We start from the raw sequence: 22,497 nt of genomic DNA, 5'->3' as shown, positions 1-22,497 counted from the left end.
CGCAGCGCGGCGCGCGCCGTCGCCGCGGTCAGGCACCAGCCCTCGGCGGCCAGCGCACCCGCGTGATCCGCGCCGTCCAGCAGCAGCGCGGCCATGGCGTCGAGCGGGCGGATCGGCAACTGCCCTGGCGGCAGCCAGCACAGCGCTGTCACCCCCGGCAGATCGAGGGCGCGATGCAGCGCGGCGAGCCCGTGCCCGGGCGGGCAGCGTGCCCCCCAGCCCGACAGGCGGCGACGTGTCTGGGGCATCGCCCCGAGCACGACCAGGCCGGCGAGGCCTGCGACGCGTCCCGCCGGCTGCGTCCGGCCCGGCGGGTGGAAGACATGGGTCAAGCCGTGCTGCTCCCGGATCGACGCCTGCGCAACGCTCCGCGTCCGCACGGGTTGCCGGCGTCGTTCCGACATCGCGCATGCGCGCGGAACCGGCGCGCGGCAGGCGCGCTGCCGTCATCGCAAGCGCGTGACGCGCGAAACCGCGCCGCCGCCGCGACGTATGGGTGAAGGTCGTTCCGCAGGCGCATGCCACGGCGGGGCGCCTGCAAGGGATCGGGGGCATGACGGTGCGCAAGGCGGTCATCCTGGCGGGTGGCTACGGCACCCGCCTGATGGAGGAGACGGAGGCGCGCCCGAAGCCGATGGTCGAGATCGGCGGCCGGCCGATCCTCTGGCACATCATGAAGCTCTATGCCCGCAGCGGGATCGACGAGTTCGTCATCCCGCTGGGCTACAAGGGCTACATGATCAAGGAGTTCTTCGCGAACTACCGGCTGCACACCTCTGACGTCACCTTCGACTACGGCCGCAACGACGTCTCCACCCATGCCGGCCGCGCCGAGGCATGGAAGGTCACGCTGGTGGACACCGGGCTCGAGACCGGCACCGGCGGACGGCTGCGCCGGCTGGCGCGCTACCTCGGCGACACGCCCTTCTGCATGACCTATGGCGACGGCGTCGCGCAGCTGGACATCCGCTCCGTCGTGTCGTTCCACCTGGCGCATGGCCGCGCGGCGACGGTGACCGCGGTGCGGCCGCCGACCCGCTTCGGCGCGCTGGAGATCGGTGCAGGCGGGCGCGTGGAGCGCTTCAGCGAGAAGCCGGCGGCCGACGGCACGCGGATCAATGGGGGCTTCTTCGTGCTCTCGCCGCGCGCCCTGGACTACATCGAGGGCGACCAGACAGTGTTCGAGAAGGAGCCGATGGAGCGCCTGGCCGCCGAGGGCGAGCTGATGGCGTGGGATCACGACGGCTTCTGGTTCTCGATGGACACGCTGCGCGACAAGCGCGCGCTCGAGGAGCTGTGGGCCAGCGGCGACCCGCCCTGGATGCGGCCGGCCTGACGGGGACGGCGCATGCCCAATACCCCGCATGCGGGCTGCCGGCCCTTCGGCGCCGCCCCTGCCGCGCCCGCCTGTCGCTGCTGCGGCCTGCCGACCACCGCGCCGCTCGTCGATCTCGGCCTGCTGCCGGTATCCGGCACGCCGGTCGAACCGGATGCGCCGGACGCGGCCCGGCTCTGCCGCCCGCTGCGACCCCTCGTCTGCGACGATTGCCGGCTCGTGCAGCTTGCCGGCCCCGCCGCGCCTGGCCCGGCATCTCGCAGGACGCGGCGGCCCAGGGTTGCGCGGCGCGCCGCTGCCGCGATGCGCCGCCTCGGGTTGGATGCACCGGGCGAGGTCGCGGTGCTGGACGCCGATGGCCCGTCGCGCGGCACCTTCCTGTGCGACGACCTGCCCGTGCGCGGCCTGTCCTGGCCCTTCGGTGCCGCCGAGGCGCGCCGGCTGCTCGGCGCGGGTCATGCGCCGGTGCTGCTCGACATCGGCGACGCGATCTCGCTGGCGGACGACCTGCACGACCTGCTGGAGGGCTGCCGCATCCTGCTTGCGCCCGGCGGCGTGCTGTTCATCGAGGTGCCGCATCTGCTGCCGGTGCTGCGGGACCGTCGGCTGGACGCCTTCCGCCACGACCGGCGCGCCTGGTTCACCCTGGCCACCGTGGAGATCGCGCTGCTGCAGCACGGCCTGGTGGTGTTCGACGCGGAGGAGGTCGCGGCCGATGGCGGCTGGCTGCGCGTGCAGGCGCGTCACGTCGAGAACCGCGGCAGGCCGCTGACCCAGGGGATGGCGGCGGTGCGCGCGCGGGAAGCCGCCTTCGGCCTGCAGCGCGCCGCGCCCTATCGCGCCTTCGCCGAGGCGGCCGTCCAGGCGAAGTGCGACCTGCTCGACTTCCTGGTCGGCATGCGACGGGCCGGGCGGCGCGTCGTCGGCCTGGTCGCGCCGGGGCAGGGGGACACGCTGCTCGGTTATGCCGGCGTCGGACCGGAGTTGCTGCCGGTGGTCGCCGACCTCGATGCGGCGCGTCACGGCGGCCTGCTGCCGGGCGCCCGCATCCCGATCCGCTCGCCCGCGGCGGCGCTCGCGCAGAACGCCGACTTCCTGCTCGTCCTGACCTGGGACGGCCTGGCGGTTGCCGAGCGGGCCTTCGCCCGCTTCCGCGCGGAGGGTGGCCGCTTCGTGCTGCCGACACCCGTGCTGCACGTCGTCTGAGGAGTTGCGATCGATGCGTATCCTGGTCACCGGCAACATGGGCTATGTCGGCCCCGTCGTGGTCCGCCACCTGCGCGCCCGCTGTCCGGAGGCGACGCTGATCGGCCATGATGCCGGCTTCTTCGCCGATTGCCTGACCACGCAGGACGGCCTGCCGGAGGCGGCGCTCGACACCCAGCATTTCGGCGACATACGCGACCTGCCGCCGGCGCTGCTGGACGGCGTGGACGCCGTGGTGCATCTCGCCGCGATCTCGAACGACCCGATGGGCTCGAGATGGGAGGCCGCGACGGCGGAAATCAACGCGCGCGCCTCGATCCGCCTCGCCGCGCTGGCGCACCAGGCCGGGGTCCGCGCCTTCGTCTTCGCCTCCTCCTGCTCCATCTACGGCTTCGCGGAGGGCGGCCCGCGACGGGAGGGCGACGCGCTGAACCCGCTGACCGCCTATGCCCGCAGCAAGGTGGCGGTGGAGGACAGCCTGCATGCCCTGCAGCCTCAGGCGATGACCGTCACCTGCCTGCGCTTCGCCACCGCCTGCGGCATGTCGCCGCGGCTGCGGCTGGATCTGGTGCTGAATGACTTCGTCGCCGGCGCCGTGGCGGGGCGGGAGATCACCGTGCTGTCCGACGGCTCGCCCTGGCGGCCGCTGATCGAGGTGCGCGACATGGCGCGCGCCGTCGAATGGGCGATCGGCCGCGACCCCGCGCAGGGCGGCCGCGTGCTCTCGGTGAATGTCGGCAGCGATGCCTGGAACCTGCAGGTGCGGGACATCGCCACGGCCGTGGCGCAGGAGGTGCCGGGTACGCAGGTCTCGATCAACCGGGCCGCTCCGCCGGACCGGCGCTCCTACCGCGTGGATTTCGGCCTGTTCCGCGCGCTGGCGCCGCAGCACCAGCCGCGCATCGGCCTGGCGGAGGCGGTGCGCGGCGTACGCGACGGGCTCGGCGCGCTGGGCTTTGCAGATGCGGGCTTCCGCGAGGGAAGGCTCATGCGGCTGCGCATGCTGGATGCCGTGCTGCGGCGCGGCCAGCTTGGCGAGGACCTGCGCCGCGTCCCGCCCGCCGCCGGGCGCGTGGCCGCCTGAGGCGCCCTCCCTGGATTCCGTGCGCGGCCCGCGCCAGGATGCCGCGCATGACGACCCGGACCCGCATCGCCGCCCATCGCGGTGGCCTCTTCCTCTGGCCCGAGAACAGCACGCGGGCCTTCCGCGAATCGGCACGGCTGCCGATCGACCAGTCCGAATGCGACGTGCACCTGACCGCCGACGGCGAGGTCGTGGTGATGCACGACGCGACGCTGGACCGCACGACCGACGCCTCGGGCCCGGTCGTGGCGCGGACCACGGCGCAGCTGCGCCATGTCCGCGTCCGCGGCACCCAGGGCGAGGCCCCGCCCACGCTGGCCGAGTACCTCGCCATCCTGGCGCCCACCGAGGTCGCGCCGCGCATCGAGATCAAGTCCGACGGTTCGCGCTGGCCCTATCCCGGCATCGTCGGCCGCACGCTCGCGGTGCTGGACCAGTCCGGCCAGCGCCGCCGCGCCTGGATCATCGGCTTCAACGCCGACACCATGGCAGAGGCGCAGGCGGCCGGCGGCCTGGCCGGCGTGGCCTGGCTGCTGGAGATCCCGACGCTCCGCGACATCGGCCTGGACGGCGTGATCGCCGTGGCGCGCGCGCACGGCTTCCCGGAAGTGGGCATGCACGAAGGCGCGCTGGATGCCGGGATGCTCGCGCGGCTGCGCGCGGCCGGGCTCGGCGTCGGCGTCTGGGGCGCCAACCACGAACCTTCCATCCGTCGCATGCTCGAACTCGGCGTGGACATCCTGGCCACGGACGACCCGCCGCTCGCGCTGCGCCTCCGCGGGGGCTGAGGCGCGGGTTGCGGGCGCCGGCCAGCCACGACTAGACTTCCCGCAAGACGAAACGGGCCCAGGGAGCACGGCCGGGTGGAGGAAGCGTCGCCGATCCTTGCGGCGGACCATGTCAGCCTGCGCTTCGGCGGCGTGAAGGCGCTGACCGACGTATCGTTCTCCGTCCGGCGCGGCGAGATCTTCTCCATCATCGGCCCGAACGGCGCGGGCAAGACCTCCATGGTCAACTGCGTCTCGGGCCGCTACCGCCCGACCGAAGGCCGCATCCTGTTCGAGGGGCAGGACATCACCCGCGTCGGCCCGAACCGCCGCGCCGCGCTGGGCATCGGCCGCACCTTCCAGAACCTGGCGCTGTTCGGCCACATGAGCGTGCTCGACAACATCATGGTCGGCCGCCACCACCTGCTGAAGACGGGCTTCCTGCGCGGGATGCTGTACTGGCTCGGCGGCGCCCAGACGGAGGAGCTGGCGCATCGCCGCGAGGTCGAGGAGATCATCGACTTCCTGGAGATCCAGCACGTCCGCAAGGCGCCCGCCGGCACGCTGCCCTACGGCCTGCGCAAGCGCGTGGAACTGGCGCGCGCCATGGCGGTGAAGCCCAAGCTGATCCTGCTGGACGAGCCGATGGCCGGCATGAACCTCGAGGAGAAGGAGGACATGGCCCGCTACATCGTCGACCTCAACGAGGAATGGGGGATGACGGTGCTGATGATCGAGCACGACATGGGCGTCGTGATGGACATCTCCCACCGCGTCGTCGTGCTGGATTTCGGGCGCAGGATCGCGGAGGGCCGGCCCGAGGAGGTGATGGCCGACCCGCATGTGCGCCGCGCCTACCTGGGCGAGGCCGATGAGGTGACGCAGCCGGCGGAGGAGGTCGTGTGAGCCCGCATGCGATGACCGCAGGGCGCATCGGCGGCACGGCGCGAGCACCGGAGGTCTGAATCGCATGCGCGAAGATGCCTCACTCGACACACTGCCGAAGCTGCTGGCGCACAACGCGGCCGCGCATGGCGACGAGGTGGCGCTGCGGGAGAAGCAGTTTGGCATCTGGCGCAGCCTGACCTGGGCCGAGCACCAGGAGCGCACGCGCTGCATGGCGCTCGGCCTGCGGCAACTCGGCGTCGGCGCGGGCGACGTGGTCGCGCTGATCGGCGACAACCGCCCGGAATGGGTGATGGGGGAGATCGCGGCGCATGCCGTGGGCGCCCGCAGCCTCGGCATCTACCGCGACGCGCTGGACGACGAGGTCGCCTACCTCCTGGAGTATGCCGGCGCGCGGCTCGTCTTCGCCGAGGACGAGGAGCAGGTGGACAAGCTGCTCAACGTGTCCGACCGCGTGCCGACGTTGCAGCACATCGTCTATGCCGATCCGCGCGGCATGCGGAAATACGCCGATCCGCGCCTGCTGCCGCTGGAGACGCTGATCCGCCAGGGCCTCGACCTCGGCCTGGCGGAGCCCGACCTCTACGGCCGTATGGTGGCGGCGACGCGGGGCGAGGACGTCGCGATCCTCTGCACCACCTCCGGCACCACGGCGCGCCCCAAGCTGGCGATGCTGACCGCGGGCGCGCTGATCCGCCATTGCCGCTCCTACCTCAAGGCCGACCCCAAGGGGCCGCAGGACGAGTATGTCTCCGTCCTGCCGCTGCCCTGGATCATGGAGCAGATCTACGTCCTGGGCTGGGGCCTGATCTCCCGCATGAAGGTCAACTTCGTCGAGGAACCCGAGACGATGATGGCCGACTTCCGCGAGATCGGCCCGACCTTCGTGCTCTTCGCCCCCCGCGTGTGGGAGGCGTTGGCCGCGGAGGTGCGCGCGAGGGTGATGGACGCTTCGCCGCTGAAGCGACGTATGTTCGACATCGGCATGAAGATGGGCCTGGACGCGGTGGCGAAGGGGCAGCGCTCCGGCGCCGCCGACATGCTGCTGTTCCGCGCCTTGCGCGACCGGCTCGGCTTCTCCCGCCTCACCTCCGCCGCGACCGGCGGCGCGGCGCTCGGCCCGGATACCTTCCGCTTCTTCCAGGCCATGGGCGTGCCGCTGCGCCAGCTCTACGGCCAGACCGAGCTGCTCGGCGCCTACACGCTGCACCGGCCGCGGGAGGTGGATTTCGACAGCGTCGGCGTGGTCTTCGACGAGACGATCGAGCTGCGCATCGACCAGCCCGACCCGAACGGCGTGGGCGAGATCGTCACCCGCCACCCTAACATGTTCCAGGGCTACCTGGGCGTGGCGGAGAACCCGGACCTGCGCGACGGCTGGCTGCACACCGGCGATGCCGGCTACATGGCGAAAAACGGCCAGCTGGTGGTGATCGACCGCATCAAGGACATCGCCGCGACGAGCGGCGGCGACCGATTCAGCCCGCAGTATATCGAGAACAAGCTGAAGTTCAGTCCCTACGTCGCCGAGGCTGTGGTCCTGGGCGCCGGGAAGCCGCACCTGGCGGCGATGATCTGCATCCGCTTCCCCATCGTGTCGAAGTGGGCGGAGCGCAACCGGATCGCCTTCACCACCTATTCCGACCTCGCTGCCCGGCCGCAAGTGCTGGAGCTGCTGCGCGCCGAGGTGGAGAAGGTGAACGCCACCCTGCCGCCGGCCCAGCAGCTGCGGGAATTCGTCCTGCTCTACAAGGAGCTGGACGCCGATGACGAGGAGCTGACCCGCACCCGCAAGGTCCGCCGCGGCGTCATCGCGCAGAAATACGGCGATATCATCGAGGCTATCTACCGCGGCGACCCGACCATTCCGGTGGATACCACCATCGCCTTCCAGGACGGCACGAAGCAGCGCATCCGCACCACGCTGACGGTGATGCGCTTGGCCACGGCGCGGCCCGCGCTGGCGGCCGAGTAGGGGAGGGGGCATGGACCTCGCGCTGCTGTTCCAGCTGACGCTCAACGGCCTGATCGTCGGCGCGCTCTACGGCGTCGTCGCGATGAGCTTCGTGCTGATCTACAAGGCCTCCCAGGTCGTGAACTTCGCCCAGGGCGAGTTCCTGCTGGTGGGTGCCTGGGTCTGCTGGTGGTTCCTGACGGACTGGCAGTTGCCCTTCTGGGCCGGCTTCCTGTTCACGCTCGCTTTCATGACCGTCTTCGGCCTGGTGCTTCAGGTCGTGGTGCTGCGCCCGCTGATCGGGGAGCCGGTGATCAGCGTGATCATGGCCACCATCGGCCTCGGCATCTTCTTCCAGGCGCTGATGAAGTGGATCTTCGGCGTCTTCGCCAAGCCGTTCCCGCCGATCTTCCCCGTGGAACGGGTGAGCGTGATGGGGCTGGAGGTGCAGACCGTCTATCTCGTCTCGCTCGGCATCTCGCTGCTGATCATGATCGGTTTCGCCTGGTTCTTCACCGCCTCCAAGCACGGGCTGGCGATGCGTGCGACCGCCTTCGACCAGCAGGTCGCGCAGTCGCTCGGCGTCTCCGTCCCGCGCGTCTTCGCCATGTCCTGGGCGATCTCGGCGGTGGTCTCGGCGGTGGCGGGCGTTGTGGTGGGCGTGGTGAACGGCGTCTCCTCCGCGCTGTCCTTCTACGGCATCAAGGTCTTCCCGGCCGTCATCCTGGGCGGGCTCGATTCCGTGCTGGGCGCGGTGCTCGGCGGCATCATCATCGGCCTGCTGGAGAACTGGGCCCACTACCTCGACAGCCAGTGGCTGAACTGGGGCAACATGTTCCAGATCGCGCCCTTCTATGCACTGGTCCTGATCCTGCTGCTGAAGCCTTACGGGCTGTTCGGCACCAAGAACATCGAGCGCGTCTGATGGCGAACGTCTCGCTGCTGCCGGCCGGCGACTACCGCACCACCTATCGTGCCGACACCACCATATTCCCCACACGCAACAGCCGCATCGCGCTGTGGCTCGGGCTGGCCCTGGTCGCGGCGTCGCCGCTGTTCTTCGGGCGCTACGAGCTCTCGCTGCTCATCAACATCGGCATCATGGGGATTGCGGCGCTGGGGCTGAACATCCTGGTCGGCTTCACCGGCCAGATCAGCATCGGCCACGCCGCCTTCTTCGGCGTGGGCGCCTTCGCCTCCGCCTGGCTGCACGAGAGCTTCCACATCCCGGTCTGGGCCTGCATCCCGCTCGCCGGCGTCATCACCGCGGTCGTCGGCCTGGTCTTCGGCGCGCCGGCGGCACGGCTGAAGGGGCTCTATCTCGCCATCGCGACGCTGGCCGCGCAGTTCATCCTGGAGGATTTCTTCGCCCGCGCCCGCTGGTTCACCGGCGGCGTCGCCGGGCGCCTGACCGAGCCGCTGACGCTCTTCGGCTTCGCCTTCGACCGGGAAGAGACCTACATCTACGTGGTCCTCTTCTTCGTCGTCGTCATGTTCCTGGGCGCGGCGAACCTGATGCGCACGCGTGACGGGCGGGCGCTGGTGGCGGTGCGGGACCACTACCTCTCCGCCGAGATCATGGGCATCAACCTGGCCTACTACCGCACGCTGTCCTTCGGCATCGCCAGCCTCTACGCCGGGATCGGCGGCGCGCTCTACGCGCACTACCTGATGTTCGTCAGCGTGGAGGCGTTCAACATCCTCTTCTCCATCCAGTTCCTCGGGATGGTGATCATCGGCGGTCTCGGCAGCATCATGGGCAGCCTGATGGGCGCCGCCTTCATGGTGCTGCTGCCCGAGGTGGTGCAGAGCGCGGCGGAGGCGCTGTCCGGTAGTGCGATCGACCGGCTGCTCAGGATCGGCGGCTCGATCTCCTACCTGCGCGAGATGGCGATCGGCGCGGCGATCATCGCTTTCCTGATCTTCGAGCCGGACGGCCTGGCCCATCGCTGGCGTCTGGTGAAGGCCTACTGGAAGCTCTATCCGTATTCGCACTGAAAACGACCTGGGAGGTTCCGAGAATGCTCACACGCAAGACCATGCTGGCCGCCGCGGGCGCGCTGGCCATCGCCATGCCCGCGGCCGCGCAACCGATCCCGGTCGGGCATCTCATGGACAATTCCGGCGGCACCAGCGATGTCGGCGTGCCCTATGGCGAGGGCGTGCGCGATGCGCTCGCCTGGGTGAATGCCTCCCGCAACGGGGTCAACGGCCGCCGCCTCAACGTGCTCGGCTTCGACTACGGCTACCAGGCGCCTCGTGCGGTCAGCCAGTACCAGGCCTGGTCGCGCGACCGCGTCGTCGCCATCCAGGGCTGGGGCACGGCGGACACCGAAGCACTGGTGCGCTTCGTCACGCGCGACCGCATCCCCTACATCTCGGCCTCCTACTCCGCCGCATTGACAGATGCCGGCGGGCGCAGCGGTAGGCAGGGCGTGGAGGCCGCGCCGTTCAACTTCTTCTACGGTCCTTCCTATTCCGACGCAGTCCGCGCGATGCTGATCTGGGCCAAGCAGGACTGGGAAAGCCGCGGCCAGCAGGGGCGTCCGAAATACGTCCACATGGGCGCGAACCATCCCTATCCGAACTCGCCCAAGGAGGCCGGCGAGGCGCTGGCGCGCGAGCTCGGCTTCGACGTGTTGCCCGCCATCCAGTTCGCCCTGACGCCCGGCGACTACACCGCGCAATGCCTGACGCTGCGCCAGCAGGGCGCGAACTACGCCTATCTCGGCAACACGGCGGGCTCCAACATCTCTGTCCTGCGGGCCTGCCAGACCGCGGGCGTCCAGGTGCAGTTCCTCGGCAATGTCTGGGGCATGGACGAGAACGCGATGAAGGCCGCCGGCACGGCGGCGAACGGCGTGGTCTTCCCGGTCCGCACGGCGGTGACCTGGTCCGAGATCACGGGGCAGGCAGCCTCTCCCCCTGCCGGCTTCGCGACGTTGCGCGCGATCAGCCGCGTCTCCGACCAGTCGGGCAACGCGTCGCGACCGGTGCACTACCTGGCCGGCGTCTGCTCCGCCATGCTGATGGTCGAGGCAATGGAGACCGCCGCGGCGAATGGCGGCCAGGTGACCGGCGAGCGCATCCGCGACGGCTTCTACGCCCGGCGCGACTGGGTGCCGCAGGGCTTCGCCGGCGTCTGCGAGCCTTCCAACTTCACCAACACCGACCACCGCGGCACGCTGCGTGTCGCGCTCTACCGCGCCCGCGTCACCGGCGACACCTCGCAGGGCACGGTCGCCGAGCTGATGCAGAACGGCACGATGCGGCTCGAGCCCGTCACCACCATCACGCTCGACCGGCGCGCCGACTGGCTGGGCTGGTGAGCGAAACCGCCGCACCTCCGGCGAAGGCGGCTCCGTCCACGACGGAGCCGCCGCTGCTGGAGGTGAACAACATCGAGGTCGTCTACAGCGACGTCATCCTGGTGCTGCGCGGCCTCTCGCTGGCCGTGCCGAAGGGCAGGATCGTCGCGCTGCTCGGCGCCAATGGCGCGGGCAAGTCCACCACGCTAAAGGCCATCTCCGGCCTGCTGAAATCCGAGGAAGGCGAGGTCACCCGCGGCGACATCCGCTTCGCCGGCGAACGCCTGAACGGCATCGAGGCGCACCAGATCGTCCGCAAGGGCATCTTCCAGGTCATGGAAGGGCGTCGGATCGTCGCCGACATGACCTGCCTGGAGAACCTTCGCCTCGGCGCCTTCACCCGCTCCGACAACGAGGTGAAGCGCGACATCGACATGGTCTATTCCTATTTTCCCCGCCTGAAGGAACGCACCGGCCTCGCCGGCTATCTCTCGGGCGGGGAGCAGCAGATGCTGGCGATCGGCCGCGCGCTGATGGCCCGCCCGAAGCTGATCCTGATGGACGAGCCCTCCATGGGCCTCTCGCCCCTGCTGGTGAAGGAGGTCTTCGGCATCATCCGCCGCCTGAACGAGGAGCTCGGCATCACCATCCTGCTGGTCGAGCAGAATGCCCGCATGGCGCTCTCCGTCGCGAGCTACGGCTACGTCATGGAGCAGGGCAAGGTCGTGCTGGACGGCACGGCGGAGGCGCTGGCGAACAACGAGGATGTGAAGGAGTTCTACCTCGGCGGCCATGGCGCGGAGCGCAAGTCCTTCCGCAACCTGAAGTCCTACAAGCGCCGGAAACGCTGGCTATGACCGACCACTACGACGGGCTGGAGACGCGCAGCGCCGGTGCGCGCGCCGCGGCGCTCTCCGTGCAGCTGCCCGCCGCCATCGCCCGTGCGCAGCGGGCGGCGGCCTATCATGAGCTGCTGCACGACGTGGATGCCGCCGGCGTGGTGGACCTGGAGGTGCTCTCGCACCTGCCGGTCACACGCAAGTCGGACCTGGTCCGCCTGCAGACGGAGGCGCCGCCGCTCGGCGGCTTCAACGCGACGCCGCTGCGCGACCTCGCGCGCATCTTCGCCTCGCCCGGTCCGATCCATGAGGGCCAGGCGCCGGGCGAGGATCCCTGGCGCTTCGCGCGCGCGCTCCACGCCACGGGCCTGCGCCGCGGCCAGCTGCTGCACAACTGCTTCGCCTACCATTTCACGCCCGCCGGCATGATGCTGGAGCTCGGCGCCCATGCGCTGGGCTGCCCGGTGTTCCCTGCCGGCCCCGGCAACACGGAGGCGCAGGCCCGCGCGGCCGCGCATCTCCGCCCCGTCTGCTACGCCGGCACCCCGGACTACCTGAAGGCGATCCTGGAAGCCGGCGATGCGCTGGGCCTCGACCTCGCCTCCTTCCGCATCGGCCATGTGACCGGCGGAGCCTACCTGCCGGCGCTGCGCGCCTTCTATGCGGAGCGCGGCCTGACCGTGCTGCAGAGCTACGGCACCGCCGATCTTGGCCTCATCGCCTATGAATCGGATGCGCGCGAGGGCCTGATCGTGGACGAGGGCGTGGTCGTCGAGATCGTCCGCCCGGGCACCGGTGACCCGGTGCCGGAGGGTGAGGTGGGCGAGGTGCTGGTCACGCTGCTCGACAGCCCCGATCCGCTGATCCGCTTCGCCACCGGCGACCTCTCCGCCATCCTGCCAGGCGTCTCGCCCTGCGGCCGCACCAACACGCGCATCAAGGGCTGGATGGGCCGTGCCGACCAGGCGACCAAGGTGCGCGGGATGTTCGTCCGGCCGGAGCAGGTCGCGGAGGTGCTGCGCGCCCATCCCGGCCTCGGCCGCGCGCGGCTCGTCGTTGGCAGTACGGAGGGCCGGGACACCATGACCCTGCGCGTCGAGACGCCGGTGCGCGACGCCGCGCTGGTGGAGAGCCTCGGGAAGTCACTCCAGGGCATCACCCGACTGCGCGGCGACGTCCGGCTGGAGGAACCGGGCGCGCTGCCCAACGACGGCAAGGTGATCGAGGATACGCGCGGGTGACCACGGCGCTGCTCCCGACCGGGGACAGCCACGACGAGGTCCGCGCGCGCTTCCGCTGGAACATCCCCGCTGCCTGCAACATCGCCCACGAGGCCTGCGAGCGCTGGGCCGACGGCACTGGCCGCCTCGCCCTGATCCACCTGCATGAATCCGGCGCCGTCGAGCGCCTCACCTTCGACGAGCTCCACCGCCGCGCCTGCCGCCTGGCCAACACACTGGAGGCGCACGGCATCGCGCGCGGCGACCGCGTCGGCGTGCTGCTGCCGCAAGGCGCGGAAGCCGCCGTCGCGCATCTCGCCGCCTACCGCATTGGCGCCATTGCGGTGCCGCTCTTCCTGCTGTTCGGCGAGGACGCACTTGCCTACCGCCTGGCCGATTGCGGCGCCGCCGCGCTGGTGACCGACCAGGCGGGGCTGGCGAAGATCGCGGGCATCCGCGACCGCCTGCCGGACCTTCGCTTCGTGCTGGCCGTCGGCGGCGGCGAGGGCGCGCGCGATCTGCAGGCCGAGATGGCGCGCGCGAAGGACAGCCACGCCTGCGCCGCCACCGGGCCAAACGACCCGGCGCTGATCATCTACACATCGGGCACCACCGGCAGCCCGAAGGGCGCGCTGCACGGCCATCGCGTGCTGCGCGGCCACCTGCCCGGCGTGGAACTGCCGCAGGAACGGTTCCCCCGGCCCGGCGACCTGTTCTGGACGCCCGCCGACTGGGCCTGGATCGGCGGGCTGCTCGACGTGCTGCTGCCCAGCCTGTTCCACGGCGTGCCCGTCCTCGCCCACCGCATGGCGAAGTTCGACCCGGAACTCGCCTTCCGCCTGATGGCGCAGCACGGCGTGCGCAACGCCTTCATCCCGCCCACCGCGCTGAAGATGCTGCGCGCCGTCCCCGACCCCGCGCGCTTCCGCCATCGCCTGCGCAGCATCGGCAGCGGCGGCGAGACGCTGGGCGCGGAGATGCTGGATTGGGGCCGCGGCGCCTTCGGCCTGACCATCAACGAGTTCTACGGCCAGACCGAATGCAACCTGGTCGTCTCCAACTGCGCCGGCCTGTTCCCGGTGAAGCCCGGCAGCATGGGCCGCCCCGTCCCCGGCCACGAGGTCGCGATTCTCGGCGATGACGGCCGGTCGGCGCCGCCCGGCACCGAAGGCGGCATCGCCATCCGCGCGCCGGACCCGGTCATGTTCCTTGGCTACTGGAACAAGCCGGAGGCGACGCGGCAGAAGTTCCACGGCGACTGGCTGCTCACCGGTGACCGCGGCATCGCCGACGAGGAGGGCTACCTGACCTTCCTCGGCCGGGACGACGACGTCATCACATCCGCCGGCTACCGCATCGGCCCGGGCGAGGTGGAGGATTTCCTCCTGTCCCACCCCGCCGTTCTTTCGGTGGCCGTCATCGGGCTGCCGGATCCGCTGCGGACCGAGCGGGTCACCGCGGTGATCGTCCCGAAGCCGGGCGTCGTGCCCGACGCGGCGCTGGCGAAGGACATCCAGGACTTCGTGCGCACCCGTCTCGCCGCGCATCTCTACCCCAGGCAGGTCGAATTCACGGACGCCTTGCCCCTGACGGCGACCGGCAAGATCATGCGCGGCGTGCTCCGCAAGCAGTTCAGCGCCAAGGACCAGTGACCATGGCCGCCAACCAGATGCCCATGCTCGACCATGAGCTCGGCGACGACATCGACGCCCTGCGCGACAGCGTCCGCGCCTTCTCCGACGAGCGCATCGCCCCCATCGCCGCCGAGATCGACCGCACCGACGAATTCCCCGGCCACCTCTGGCCGGAGATGGGCGCGCTCGGCCTGCACGGGATCACCGTGCCGGAGGAGTATGGCGGCTCCGACATGGGCTACCTGGCGCATACCGTCGCGATGGAGGAGGTCAGCCGCGCCAGCGCCTCGGTCGGGCTTTCCTACGGCGCGCATTCCAACCTCTGCGTCAACCAGATCCGCATCAACGGGACGGAGGAGCAGAAGCGCCGCTACCTGCCGAAGCTCGTCTCCGGCGAGCATCTCGGGGCGCTGGCGATGTCCGAGCCCGGCGCCGGGTCCGACGTGGTCTCCATGAAGCTGCGCGCCGAGAAGCGCGGCGACCGCTACGTGCTGAATGGCACCAAGCTCTGGATCACCAACGCCCACTATGCCGAGACGATCGTGGTCTATGCCAAGACCGAGCCCGAGGCCGGCCCGAAGGGCATCACAGCCTTCATCGTGGAGCGCGGCTTCAAGGGATTCCGCCCCGCCCAGAAGCTCGACAAGCTCGGCATGCGCGGCAGCCCGACCTCCGAACTGGTCTTCGAGGACTGCGAAGTGCCGGCGGAGAACGTGCTCGGCCAGGTCAATGGCGGCGTGCGCGTGCTGATGTCCGGCCTGGACTACGAGCGCGCGGTGCTGGCCGCCGGACCCATCGGCATCCTGCAGGCCTGCCTCGATCTCGTCGTGCCCTACATCCACGACCGCAAGCAGTTCGGGCAGAGCATCGGCCAGTTCCAGTTCATCCAGGGCAAGGTCGCCGACATGTACACGGCGCTGAACGCGACGCGCGCCTACGTCTACGCCGTCGCCCGCGCCTGCGACCGCGGGAAGTCGAGCCGCAAGGATGCCGCCGGGGCCATCCTCTTCGCGGCCGAGGCGGCGACGAAGGCGGCGCTCGATGCGATCCAGATTCTCGGCGGCAACGGCTACATCAACGAGTACCCGGCCGGCCGGCTGCTGCGCGACGCCAAGCTCTACGAGATCGGCGCCGGCACGAGCGAGATCCGCCGCCTGCTGATCGGCCGCGAGATCTTCCGCGAGACGGCCTGACCCCGGCAGCTTGCACCGCCCGCCCCGCGCACCCATCCTCCCGCCCGACCGCAAGGAGAGGACGAGATGGCCGGAGTGCCCGATGTGAGCCCGCGCGCCACCTGGCAGGAACTGGCGCAGGACCCGAACGCGATGCTGGTGGACGTGCGGACCGATGCGGAGTGGAACTTCGTCGGCGTGCCCGACCTGTCCGAGGTCGGCAAGCAGACCGTCCTGATCCCCTGGCAGCTCTATCCCAGCATGCAGGTCAATGGCGCCTTCGCCGAGCACCTGCACCGCGCCGGCGCCTCGCCGGAAACGAAGCTCTACTTCATCTGCCGCTCCGGCGCGCGGTCGCTGGCGGCGGGGCAGGCGGCCCAGGCGGCGGGATTCCCGCACGCCTTCAACGTCGCCGACGGCTTCGAGGGGCCGGTGGACGCGGAAGGCCATCGCGGCACCGTGGCCGGCTGGAAGGCCGATGGCCTGCCCTGGAGGCAGCGCTGATGACGCCGCTCCCTCTCAAGACCGACTTCCTCTTCCGCATGGAGATGACGGTGGAGGCGACGGTGCTCGGCCCGACGCCGCAGGGTGACCGCCGCGTCGGGCTCGTCACCGGCGGCCGCTTCCAGGGGCCGGCGGCCAGCGGCGTCGTCCTGCCCGGTGGCGCGGACTGGATGCTCACTGGGCCGGACGGCGCCACGCGGCTCGACGTGCGGGCGATGCTTCGCGCCGATGACGGGCAGCTGATCGGCATCACCTACACCGGCCTGCGCGCCGGTCCTGCGGAGGTGCTGGCCCGGCTCGCCGCCGGCGATCCGGTGGACCCGGCCACCTACTACATGCGCACTGCCATCCGCTTCGAGACCGGGCCCGGCCCGCTCGAGTGGCTGAACCGCGTGCTCGCCGTCGCGGTCGGTCAGCGTCCGCCGCAGGGTCCGATCTACGACGTCTACGCCATCCTCTGAAGCGCAGCGCGCGCCAGGTGCGGGCGCGCGCGCACGCCGGTGACGCCGAAGGACAGCTCCAGCATCAGCCGCCGCCCTGCGCGGAGGGTGCTGCCGGTGTGGAAGCCGAAGGGATCCTCGGCGATGCCGGACCCGGCCGGGCCGGTCACGTCCTGGATCGCCTCGGCGCCATAGGCGTGCCGCAGCCACGCCTCGCTGCGCGTGACGAAGGGCGAGAGCTGCGCCAGTACGCCGCGCCGGCGGTGGCTGCCGCGCACGAAGCGGTGCGGCCCGTTCTCCGGCCCAACATCGGTGACGTAGAAGAAGAGCTTCAGCTCGCCCCAGTCCGACAGATCGAAGTGGAAGTTGTCCTGTGCGGCGATCGCCAGCTCGCGCTGTCGTGGCCGGGCGCTCGGGAAGCTCCACCACAGCCGGATGTCGATCAGCCGCGCCGCCGGGCCCAGATAGCCGCGTGCCACCTGCCAGGCGAGGCGGTCGCGCGCCACCGTGGCGACCGCCGGGCAGTCCAGGTCCGGCGCGCCGTAATGCCCGACCAGCAGCGGCACGCCGTGGCGGCGCTCGGCGTCGGGCTGCTCCTCCGGCGTGAAGCGGATGTCCCAGGCGGCGCCGCCATGGCAGGTTCGTCCGCTGGCGGCATAGGCGCGCAACTCGTCGAGGATCGCCGACTGCAGCGCGAGGCCGGTGGCGATGCCGTCGGCGCGGAGCGCCGCGACGACCTCCGTCGGCGTCGGCCCGCGGATCGCCTCGGCCGGGGAGACTTCCGTATCGGCCTGCGGCACGCCGGCATGGCGGTTCGCCATCCAGCGCATCGCGCGCCGCACCGGCAGCAGGCGGCCGGCGACGAACACAGGCAGCCAGGCCGGATGGCGCCGTGCCTCCGCGACCAGGCGGGGCAGCCGCGCCAGCACGCGCCCACGCCGCGTCCAGGCCGAGGCTTCCACCGACACGGATGCCATCGCGTCGCCCGCCCATTGTGTTGAAACGACGTTACGGCATACGATGCGCGGGCGATATCAACAGGCGCTGACCCAGGCTGACAAGGCCGTTACGGAACGAGCCCCGGGGCCTGGGCCGGTCAGCGCCGCCCTGCCAGCTGCCGGTTCTCCATCGCCGAGAGCAGGCGCACGAAGGGCCAGAGCAGCAGGAAATAGGCCACTGCCGCGACCAGGATCGGCGTGGCGTTGAAGGTCACGCTCTGCGCCTGGCGGGCCTGGAACAGCAGTTCCGGCAGCGCGACCACGCTGGCGATCGAGGTCAGCTTCACCACTTCCAGCGTGTTGCCGATCAGGTCGGGCAGCACGTTCCGCACGGCCTGGGGCAGCACCACGAACACCCAGCGCTGCCAGGAACGCAGGCCGAGCGCGCGCGCCGCCTCGTGCTGGCCGCGCGGCACGGCTTCGATCCCGGCGCGCAGGATCTCCGCGTAGTAGGCGCCGGTGTTGAGCAGGAAGGCGGCCGCCACCGCGCCCCAGGCGCCGAGGTCGAGCCCCGCGAAGGGCAGGCCGGCATAGAGCAGCACCAGGAGCACCAGGGGCGGGATGGCGCGAAAGATGTCGATGAAGGCCATCAGCGGGAAGCGCAGCCACGGCTCGCGCCGCGTGGACAGCATCGCCAGCGCGACGCCGGCGCCGAGGCCGAGCGGCACCGTCAGCAGCGAGAGGAGCAGTGTCTGCTGGAAGCCAAGCCAGAGGATCGGCGCGGCCGCGAGCGCGATCTCCGGGTTCAGGAACGCCTCGACGAAATCGCTCACCGCGTCACCGTCGCCACGCGAAGCGCGTTTCCACCCAGCGCCCGGCCACCACCACCGGCAGGAACAGCACGAGGTAGGCGATGGCACCCAGCATCAGCGGGGTCGGGTTGCCGGAGAACGCCATGGCCGACTGCGCCGCGCCAAGGATTTCCGCCACCGCCACCACGCTGCCCAGCGCGGTGCCCTTGGTGATGGCGATGGTCCGGTTGGTCAGTGGCGGGATGGCGATGCGGATGGCCTGCGGCAGCACGATCAGCCGCAGCGTCGGCAGGAAGTGCAGCCCCAGCGCGCGGCCCGATTCCCACTGCCCCTTCGGCACCGCGCAGATCGAGCCCCAGAAGATCTCCTCGGCGAAGGCCATCAGCACCAGCGTCAGCGCCAGCCAGGTGGCGCCGAAGCCCGAGAAGCCGATGCCGGCCGCCGGCAGGCCGAAATAGATCAGCACGATCAGCACCAGCGGCGGCAGCGCGCGGAACAGGTCCACCACGAAGACGATGGCCCAGTTCAGCGGCCGGATGCCGAGGCTGCGCAGCACGGCGAGCCCGAGCCCAAGCGCCAGCCCGGAGGCCACGACCAGCGCGGCGAGCAGCACCGTCACGCCGAGCCCTTCCAGGATCTTCGGCCAGTACTCCGCCGCGACGCGCGCATTCAGGAAGGAGAAGGCGAAGCCCTCCCAACCGGTCATTTTTTGAACCCTCAAGCGCCGGGCGCCGCCTCCGGCGGCTAGGCTTCGCGCAGGCCAATGGTCCGCCCGGCATCACTGCTGGTTTGTGCGCGGCGGCCGTTCGGCCGCTCGGCCGGCGCGACGTGGCGCCGGCCGCCCGCTCGGGACGGGTCAGGTCAGCAACGCGGCTCGCGCGGCGTGGCGTCATAGCCCGGCAGCCCCGGCACGCCGGTGCCGGGGAACACCGTGTTCTCCGCGTCGTCCGCGGCGGGGTCGGTGCCGAACCACTGCTTCGACAGCCGCGCGATGGTGCCATCGCGCTTCATGCATTCCAGCGCGTTCTCCAACTGCACGCGGAGCGCCGTGGCGCCCATCGGCAGCGGCGCCGACCAATGCGCCCGGGTCTCGCGGATCACGAAGTCCGGCACGAATTGCGGCGCCCGGGTCGCGGCGTAGCGCACCACCGTGTTGCCGCCGAGATTGGCATAGGCCCGGCCGCTGACCACCGCCTGCACCGCGTCGGGCTGGGTGTCGTAGGTCTGCACCGTGAAGCCGTAGCGGGCGGCATTGGCCTGCGCCCAGGCATCGTAGGCGCTGCCCTTGTTCACGCTGATCGCCTTGCCGCGGAGGTCGTCGAGGCTGGTGATCGGCGCGGAGCCGCGGCGGATGCCGAACTGGAAGGCGGTGTAGAGGTAGCCCTCGGTGAACAGCATGTTCGCCGCCCGCTCCGCCGTCGCGGTGGTGGGCGCGCAGAGGAAGTCGTAGCGGCCGGCATTCATCGCCGGGATCAGGCCCGAGAAGCTGGCGCTGTCCACCACCAGCTCTCGCCCCATGCGGCGGGCCGCCTCTCGGAACAGGTCCACGTTGAAGCCCTGCACGCCGCCCTGCAGGGTGGGGAAGGCGTGCGGGGCGAAGGTGCCGTCCACCGCGCAGCGAAGTGGCGGCTGCCCGCCGGTCGTACCGCCCGGCGTTCCCTGGGCCAGGGCGGTCCCCGCCAGCGTCATGGACAGGATCGCCATCGTCAGGCTGCGCAGCATCGGATCTCCCCTCCGTCGATCGGACGCAACCATTCCATTGCGGTGCAGGGGGCGCCACGCGGGCAGGGCATGGGTGGAGAAGAATTCATGCATGCCGCGCCACATTGATGCCCTCTCCGCGTCGCCTGCGCGCCCCGCTGCCTGCGTAGAAGGCAGCGTATCGCTTCATCGTCTTCGCGCAGGGATCGCGCCTCATGCACCGCTTCGCCCTCGGCCTCGTCGTCGTCGGCCTCCTCGCCATCCTCCTCACCGTGCTGCTGGTGATGGGGGATGCCACGCTGCCGGGCGGCGTGCCGCCCTTCGCCGCGGCTCTGCTCGCCGGGCTCGGCGGGCTGTCGCTGGTCGGCGGCCTCGCTCTGCTGGAACCGCGCGGCGGCACGCGGGAACGCATGCTCGGCTGACCCGGGCGCGGCCCCGGCGCGCCTGGTCAGGCCTTGTCGGGATAGAGCGCCGCGAGGCCGGCTTCGCTCGCCTCGGTCCGGCCGCGCTCGGTGATCAGCCCCGTCACCAGCCGCGCCGGCGTCACGTCGAAGGCGGGGTTGGCGGCGGGGCTGCCCTCCGCCACCACGCGCACCGTTTCGATACGGCCGTCGGCGGTGCGGCCGGTCAGCTCCGTCACCTCGGCCTCCGCGCGCTCCTCGATCGGGATCTCCGCCACGCCGTCGCGCACCCGCATGTCGAGAGTGGAATGCGGCAGCGCCACCCAGAAGGGCACGCCGTTGTCGCGCGCGGCCAGCGCCTTCAGGTAGGTGCCGATCTTGTTCGCGACGTCGCCCTGCCGCGTCACGCGGTCGGTGCCGACGATGACGATGTCCACCTCGCCATGCTGCATGAGGTGCCCGCCGGCATTGTCGGCCACCACGGTGTGCGGCACGCCGTGCTTGCCGAGTTCCCAGGCGGTCAGCGCCGCGCCCTGGTTGCGCGGCCGCGTCTCGTCCACCCAGACATGCACCTTCAGCCCGGCGTCATGAGCCTGGAAGATCGGGCTGAGCGCCGTGCCGTAATCCACCGTGGCGAGCCAGCCGGCATTGCAGTGGGTCAGCACGTTCACCCGCTCGCCCGGCGCCTTGCGGGCGGCGATCTCCTGCAGCAGCGGCAGGCCGTGCTCGCCGATCTTCCGACAGGTCTCCACGTCGTCGTCGCAGATCGCCGCAGCCTCGGCATAGGCGGCCGCGACCCGATCGGCCGGCGCCATGTTGTGCAGCGCGGCCCGCATCCGGTCCAGCGCCCAGCGCAGGTTGATCGCGGTCGGGCGCGTCTTGCCCAGCATGTCCACCACGCTGTCGAGATGCGCGGTGGAGGCGTCGCGCCGCATCGCCAGCGCCACGCCATAGGCGGCGACGGCCCCGATCAGCGGCGCGCCGCGCGTCTGCATGCTCCGGATGGCGTGCGCCGCCTGGTCCTCGTCGGCCAGGCGCAGGATGTCGATGGCCCAGGGCAGCTTCGTCTGGTCAAAGATCCGGACGGACCAGCCATCCTCCCGGTCCACCCAGACGCTGCGATAGGGCACGCCGTCGATCTTCATGTGTCTCTCCTCCGGCTGCCGCCTTGAAGCACGGCGGGCGGCGCGGCATCCAGGGGGAGGCATCCCCGATGCGGCACGGGGGCCACGCTCCCTGGGCGGAGAGCCTTGCTGGTCGAGCGGCGCGAAGGCGGTGCGGCTGCCGACGGGATCAGGGCGCCGACGCGCAACGGCGCGCCTGCGGCGCCGCGGCCCGTTCCGAAGCTGACTGACCGCCGGGTCTTCTCAGCTTCTCCAGGCCGCCTGTGTCGCCAGGGCGCATTCCTCGATGATCGTCAGCGTGCGCTGCACCGCCTCCTGCCCGATCACGAAGGGATTGGCCGCGCCTGGCTGCAGCCGCTGCAGCTTCCTGTCGGCTTCGTCGTAGCCCGAGTGGTTGGAGAGCAGCACCGTGACGTTCTCGCGGGCCGCGACGTCCTTCGCGCGGCGGGTCGCGGCGATGTAGGAGTCGATGCGTTCCATGCGGTCCGGCCGCCGACCGAAGTTGAACGCGGTGCCGCCCCAGAGCAGTGCCCGGTGCCTGCGCTGCCCCTCCAGGACATCGAACAGCAACGAGATCGTGCCCGGGCTGTGGCCCGGCGTCATGAGCACCGCGACCGAGGTGTCGCCCAGGCGGATGGAGTCGCCGTCCTCCACGACCACGTCGCGGCGCGGCGGGCGGCCCCATTGGGGGACGTCGAATTCCAACTCCGTCTCCAGCATGCGCCAGTCGGCGCCGCTCATCGCGACCTGCGCGCCATGGCGCTGCTTGAGCCAGGTGGCGCCGCCATAGTGGTCGCCATGGCCGTGGGTGACGACGACGCGCTTCACCTGCGCGGGATCGAGGCCGAGCCGGCGCAGCCCGCCCTCGATCAGGCGCTCGGCCTCGTCCTCGTTGTTGAGCGCGTCGAGCAGGATGATGCCGTCGCTGGTGGTGAGCGCCCATGCGCTGACCCACTTGGCGCCGACGAAGGCCAGGTTGTCGAAGGCCTTGGCGGGCGGCGGCGGCGGCTGCGCCATCAGCGCCTCGATGGACGGCGGCGGCGCGGTGGCGGGGGTGGCGGCCTGGCCGAGGGCGAGCCAGGGGCGGAGGTCTTCGCCGGCGGCCACGCGGGCGGCGGCCAGGTGCCGGGCGACCTCTGGTGACTGCGCGG

At 71.1% G+C, this 22,497-nt stretch carries 23 protein-coding genes; 16 read left to right on the top strand and 7 right to left on the bottom strand.

Translation table 11 applies throughout. The features are described 5' to 3' along the window. Positions 1–332, bottom strand: a 332-nt coding sequence (locus OZN99_RS07205) for a hypothetical protein (RefSeq protein WP_270934522.1), incomplete at its 3' end; no start/stop codon positions are given. 221 nt (positions 333–553) lie between these two features. On the opposite strand from OZN99_RS07205, the gene rfbF reads away from it, so the two are divergent. From rfbF to OZN99_RS07130, 15 genes are all read left to right on the top strand, one after another. After that, a complete protein-coding gene (gene rfbF, locus OZN99_RS07200) occupies positions 554–1,336 on the top strand; it encodes a glucose-1-phosphate cytidylyltransferase (protein WP_270934521.1) in 783 nt (260 codons plus the stop codon). 12 nt (positions 1,337–1,348) lie between these two features. After that, on the top strand, positions 1,349–2,542 hold the full coding sequence (locus OZN99_RS07195; protein ID WP_270934520.1) for a hypothetical protein: 1,194 nt from the start codon (positions 1,349–1,351) through the stop codon (positions 2,540–2,542). A gap of 13 nt (positions 2,543–2,555) precedes the next feature. Beyond that, the gene (locus OZN99_RS07190) at positions 2,556–3,626 is read left to right on the top strand and encodes an NAD-dependent epimerase/dehydratase family protein (protein ID WP_270934519.1); all 1,071 of its coding nucleotides are present in this window, start codon (positions 2,556–2,558) and stop codon (positions 3,624–3,626) included. Positions 3,627–3,673: 47 nt separating this feature from the next. Further along, positions 3,674–4,414 carry a glycerophosphodiester phosphodiesterase gene (locus OZN99_RS07185; protein WP_270934518.1) on the top strand — a complete coding sequence of 247 codons (741 nt, stop codon included), beginning with the start codon at positions 3,674–3,676 and terminating at the stop codon, positions 4,412–4,414. Between the two features lie 75 nt (positions 4,415–4,489). Continuing rightward, entirely contained in the window at positions 4,490–5,299 is an 810-nt protein-coding gene (locus OZN99_RS07180) for an ABC transporter ATP-binding protein (protein WP_270934517.1), read from the top strand. Between the two features lie 64 nt (positions 5,300–5,363). Further along, a complete protein-coding gene (locus OZN99_RS07175; RefSeq protein ID WP_270934516.1) occupies positions 5,364–7,274 on the top strand; it encodes a long-chain fatty acid--CoA ligase in 1,911 nt (636 codons plus the stop codon). 10 nt (positions 7,275–7,284) lie between these two features. Then, complete coding sequence (locus OZN99_RS07170; RefSeq protein ID WP_270934515.1) at positions 7,285–8,178, top strand: branched-chain amino acid ABC transporter permease; 894 nt, start codon at positions 7,285–7,287, stop codon at positions 8,176–8,178. Then, a complete protein-coding gene (locus OZN99_RS07165) occupies positions 8,178–9,251 on the top strand; it encodes a branched-chain amino acid ABC transporter permease (RefSeq protein ID WP_270934514.1) in 1,074 nt (357 codons plus the stop codon). Before OZN99_RS07170 ends, OZN99_RS07165 begins: the two co-directional genes overlap by 1 nt. 23 nt (positions 9,252–9,274) lie before the next feature. After that, positions 9,275–10,582 (top strand): ABC transporter substrate-binding protein, encoded by a 1,308-nt coding sequence (locus OZN99_RS07160; protein WP_270934513.1) that lies wholly within the window; start codon positions 9,275–9,277, stop codon positions 10,580–10,582. Then, positions 10,579–11,418 carry an ABC transporter ATP-binding protein gene (locus OZN99_RS07155; protein ID WP_270934512.1) on the top strand — a complete coding sequence of 280 codons (840 nt, stop codon included), beginning with the start codon at positions 10,579–10,581 and terminating at the stop codon, positions 11,416–11,418. Before OZN99_RS07160 ends, OZN99_RS07155 begins: the two co-directional genes overlap by 4 nt. Further along, positions 11,415–12,641 carry a phenylacetate--CoA ligase family protein gene (locus OZN99_RS07150; RefSeq protein ID WP_270934511.1) on the top strand — a complete coding sequence of 409 codons (1,227 nt, stop codon included), beginning with the start codon at positions 11,415–11,417 and terminating at the stop codon, positions 12,639–12,641. Before OZN99_RS07155 ends, OZN99_RS07150 begins: the two co-directional genes overlap by 4 nt. Then, positions 12,638–14,272 carry an acyl-CoA synthetase gene (locus tag OZN99_RS07145; RefSeq protein WP_270934510.1) on the top strand — a complete coding sequence of 545 codons (1,635 nt, stop codon included), beginning with the start codon at positions 12,638–12,640 and terminating at the stop codon, positions 14,270–14,272. Before OZN99_RS07150 ends, OZN99_RS07145 begins: the two co-directional genes overlap by 4 nt. A gap of 2 nt (positions 14,273–14,274) precedes the next feature. Next, on the top strand, positions 14,275–15,447 hold the full coding sequence (locus OZN99_RS07140; protein WP_270934509.1) for an isovaleryl-CoA dehydrogenase: 1,173 nt from the start codon (positions 14,275–14,277) through the stop codon (positions 15,445–15,447). Between the two features lie 66 nt (positions 15,448–15,513). Further along, a complete protein-coding gene (locus tag OZN99_RS07135) occupies positions 15,514–15,930 on the top strand; it encodes a rhodanese-like domain-containing protein (RefSeq protein ID WP_270934508.1) in 417 nt (138 codons plus the stop codon). Beyond that, complete coding sequence (locus tag OZN99_RS07130) at positions 15,930–16,391, top strand: DUF3237 domain-containing protein (RefSeq protein ID WP_270934507.1); 462 nt, start codon at positions 15,930–15,932, stop codon at positions 16,389–16,391. The genes OZN99_RS07135 and OZN99_RS07130 overlap by 1 nt, the downstream gene beginning before the upstream one ends. On the opposite strand, the gene OZN99_RS07125 is transcribed toward OZN99_RS07130, so the two are convergent. The 4 genes from OZN99_RS07125 to OZN99_RS07110 all read right to left on the bottom strand — a co-directional run bounded on the left by OZN99_RS07125 (position 16,376) and on the right by OZN99_RS07110 (position 19,842). Further along, positions 16,376–17,347: a phytanoyl-CoA dioxygenase family protein gene (locus tag OZN99_RS07125; protein WP_270934506.1), complete on the bottom strand. Its 972-nt coding sequence runs from the start codon at positions 17,345–17,347 to the stop codon at positions 16,376–16,378. The genes OZN99_RS07130 and OZN99_RS07125 overlap by 16 nt on opposite strands. 119 nt (positions 17,348–17,466) lie before the next feature. Further along, on the bottom strand, positions 17,467–18,141 hold the full coding sequence (locus OZN99_RS07120) for an amino acid ABC transporter permease (RefSeq protein ID WP_270934505.1): 675 nt from the start codon (positions 18,139–18,141) through the stop codon (positions 17,467–17,469). Between the two features lie 4 nt (positions 18,142–18,145). Continuing rightward, positions 18,146–18,826: an amino acid ABC transporter permease gene (locus OZN99_RS07115; protein ID WP_270934504.1), complete on the bottom strand. Its 681-nt coding sequence runs from the start codon at positions 18,824–18,826 to the stop codon at positions 18,146–18,148. A gap of 155 nt (positions 18,827–18,981) precedes the next feature. Next, positions 18,982–19,842, bottom strand: coding sequence for a transporter substrate-binding domain-containing protein (locus OZN99_RS07110; protein ID WP_270934503.1), 861 nt, complete (start codon positions 19,840–19,842; stop codon positions 18,982–18,984). A 194-nt stretch (positions 19,843–20,036) separates the two neighbouring features. On the opposite strand from OZN99_RS07110, the gene OZN99_RS07105 reads away from it, so the two are divergent. Then, positions 20,037–20,243, top strand: coding sequence for a hypothetical protein (locus OZN99_RS07105; RefSeq protein WP_270934502.1), 207 nt, complete (start codon positions 20,037–20,039; stop codon positions 20,241–20,243). A gap of 26 nt (positions 20,244–20,269) precedes the next feature. Here the strand turns inward: OZN99_RS07105 and mtnA are convergent, their stop codons facing one another. Further along, a complete protein-coding gene (mtnA, locus tag OZN99_RS07100; RefSeq protein WP_270934501.1) occupies positions 20,270–21,367 on the bottom strand; it encodes an S-methyl-5-thioribose-1-phosphate isomerase in 1,098 nt (365 codons plus the stop codon). A 222-nt stretch (positions 21,368–21,589) separates the two neighbouring features. Next, positions 21,590–22,497 (bottom strand): MBL fold metallo-hydrolase (locus OZN99_RS07095; RefSeq protein ID WP_270934500.1); only part of this gene is annotated, 908 nt, incomplete at its 5' end.

It is taken from the genome of Falsiroseomonas oryzae, from assembly GCF_027856955.1.
GTDB lineage: Bacteria > Pseudomonadota > Alphaproteobacteria > Acetobacterales > Acetobacteraceae > Falsiroseomonas > Falsiroseomonas oryzae.
The sequence above is the reverse complement of the archived record's forward strand: the minus strand, read 5'-3'. Positions and strand labels throughout refer to the sequence as shown.